Source organism: Alkalihalobacterium chitinilyticum (genome assembly GCF_029028005.1).
GTDB classification, from domain to species: Bacteria; Bacillota; Bacilli; order Bacillales; family Bacillaceae_F; genus Alkalihalobacterium; species Alkalihalobacterium chitinilyticum.
Map to the genome: position 1 here is coordinate 1 of NZ_JAOTPO010000041.1, position 2366 is coordinate 2366.

The 2366-nt window shown below is 35.8% G+C and carries 2 protein-coding genes; both read right to left on the minus strand.

Features of this window, described 5'->3' with window-relative positions:
* Positions 1–71 precede the first annotated feature (71 nt).
* On the minus strand, positions 72–797 hold the full coding sequence (istB, locus tag N7Z68_RS24095; RefSeq protein ID WP_275120950.1) for an IS21-like element helper ATPase IstB: 726 nt from the start codon (positions 795–797) through the stop codon (positions 72–74).
* Complete coding sequence (istA, locus tag N7Z68_RS24100) at positions 794–2200, minus strand: IS21 family transposase (protein ID WP_308447249.1); 1407 nt, start codon at positions 2198–2200, stop codon at positions 794–796. The genes istB and istA overlap by 4 nt, the downstream gene beginning before the upstream one ends.
* Positions 2201–2366 lie beyond the last annotated feature (166 nt).

A 2366-nucleotide genomic window follows, 5' to 3' on the forward strand; every position in this document is an offset into this window, starting at 1 on the left:
CTGTATTTTGCAAGAAAAAAGTGCAGAAAAATGCAAGAAATAGTGCAGAGTTTTGCCACCCAGTAATTTGATTATTTTGCCTTTGATAAAGCGTTCGAAAGCCTGTAGCTTCCGCCACTATATGTTAAGACATGAGCGTGGTGGATTAATCGATCCACCAACGCTGCAGTAAGCCTAGAGTCAATAAATATGCGATTCCACTGGCTAAACTCTAAATTTGATGTGATGATCAAACTTTTTTGTTCGTACCATTCTGCAATAAGTTGAAATAGTAATTCAGATCCCTCCTTACTAAAGGGGAGGTATCCCATTTCATCCAAAATGATCAAATCTACCTTCTCAAACTTCTTCCTAAAAGAAGGCAACTTATCCTGTTTCAATGCTTGTTCCAATTGCTCTATTAGATGGGATACACGAAAGAATCTAACCTCATGTCCCATTTCGCATGCTTTTCTCCCTAGACCAGTAGCCAAGTGAGTTTTTCCCGTACCAGGAGAGCCTATTAAAACAACGTTCTGTTGCTGCTTAATGAAATCAAGGCTCATAAGAGCTTCTTTATCTATTTGTGCAGGAAATCTAATCCTCTCATTCCACTCATAATTACTTAGATTTTTAGCATCAAGAAATTTGGCATTTTTAATTAGTCGCTGTACTTTAGCTTTTTCCCTTAAACTAAATTCCTCATTAAATATAGCCTCCAAATATTGAGATGGCGATTCAAAAGGTATTGTTTCATAAATTTCAGCTACATAAGCAAGTCTTAAAGATTTACACATACTACGGATTGGATCACTCATAAATCCTCCCTCCCATTTGAGGGTGCTAAGGAATCGTACTGCGACCAATCAATCCCAAAGGGATTTTCATTATTGCCAGATATCAAATCATAAAATTCTTCATTTATTCTCTTCATATCATGCGTAACGAGTAAACTTACTAACTCTGTTAACCGAGCTTTTCGAACGATTAAATCATCAACCATTAAATAATCGTTAACTCTTCCTGGTAAGTATTTTTGATATCTTGAATAAGGGACAACCCTTGGCTTTCTAATCCAATCTTTAAAAACAGACAACCAAGGAATGGCTCGTCTTTTATTCATGTATGGTCTAAAATCTTCTAGAAGAATTTCACCATCAGGAGAAACAGCTTTAAACTTATCCCAAGACAAAATGAAATAAATACTAGAGTAATTTGAGGCTTTGGGAATATGGATTAACACATTATCTAACTTGGCCTCATTAAACTTATTTACCTTAGTTTCAATCTCTTTGAAGATAGGGTATTCTTCTACTGGTAATTCTAGTAAATGTTTCTTTTCCTGATTCCAGAGATCTTCGATCATTACTTCCTTTTCGTAGTGAAGCCTTTGCCGATCTTTTTCAAGCTTAACACGAAGTGTTTCAGTCAACTCCTCGTAACTATTTATAACTGGAGAAGTAGGGAAGAAATTATATCTGACATAACCAACTTTATTTTCTACGTTACCTTTTTCATGCCCACTACGAGGGTTACAAACTTGAACTTCAAAGCCATAATGATTTTGAAATTGAATGAATGCATCGGTCAATTTCGCTTCTTCAAACTTTGATCTTACTTTCTTTACGGCAGGCGTTAAATTATCTATTCTTATTTTTCTAGGAACTCCTTTTGATTGATGAAATAGTAATTTAAGACCTTCCAAAAAACACTCTTGATTCTCTGATGGTAAGGGTGCAACAAAGGCAGCATTACTACATGGATAAGACATTACAAGTGCATGAATATCAACAAATTCTCCATCTTTAACCACTTCCATTACTCCAAAGTCTATCTGTGCTTCACTAGGAGGATGTTCTAAGCGATCATGACCTTTATCATGGTGATCATTATGGCTATTCTCCCAATTTGATACAAAATAACAAACAGTTCTGTAAGAACCTTGAAATCCATGACTTTGGAGTTCTTCAAATATAGCTTTCTTCGTACGACGTGATTTTTTCTTTAACTTACTGTCCTCAAAGAGCCAATCGGAAACCATCTCGCCCCAGTTACCGTCAGTCATCATTCCTTTCTTCTGCTTTATTTTAGATTGAGGCAATTGTTCACCGTCCCCATACTTCTTAGCAGTTCTCCAGTTAATACCAAGTGTTTTTTGGATCTTAGATATAGATAAACCCTTGTTGTTTCTCAAGTTTTTGATACAATAAATATCAGACATTGCTAGCATCCTTTCATATTCCTCCACTCTGTGAATGATTCGACACCATTACAGTAGAGGGACTTGGGGTGACTGGCAAGTCTTTTTTTATGCACTTATTAAATAAAGTGCAGGACTCTGCATTTTTCCTTTGCAAAGCTCTGCACTTTTATTTTGCAATAAACAA

Bases quoted from the DNA above. Each gene is read 5' to 3' on its own strand.
- istA (WP_308447249.1), bottom strand. From the start codon at position 2,200: ATGTCTGATATTTATTGTATCAAAAACTTGAGAAACAACAAGGGTTTA.
- istB (WP_275120950.1), bottom strand. From the start codon at position 797: ATGAGTGATCCAATCCGTAGTATGTGTAAATCTTTAAGACTTGCTTAT.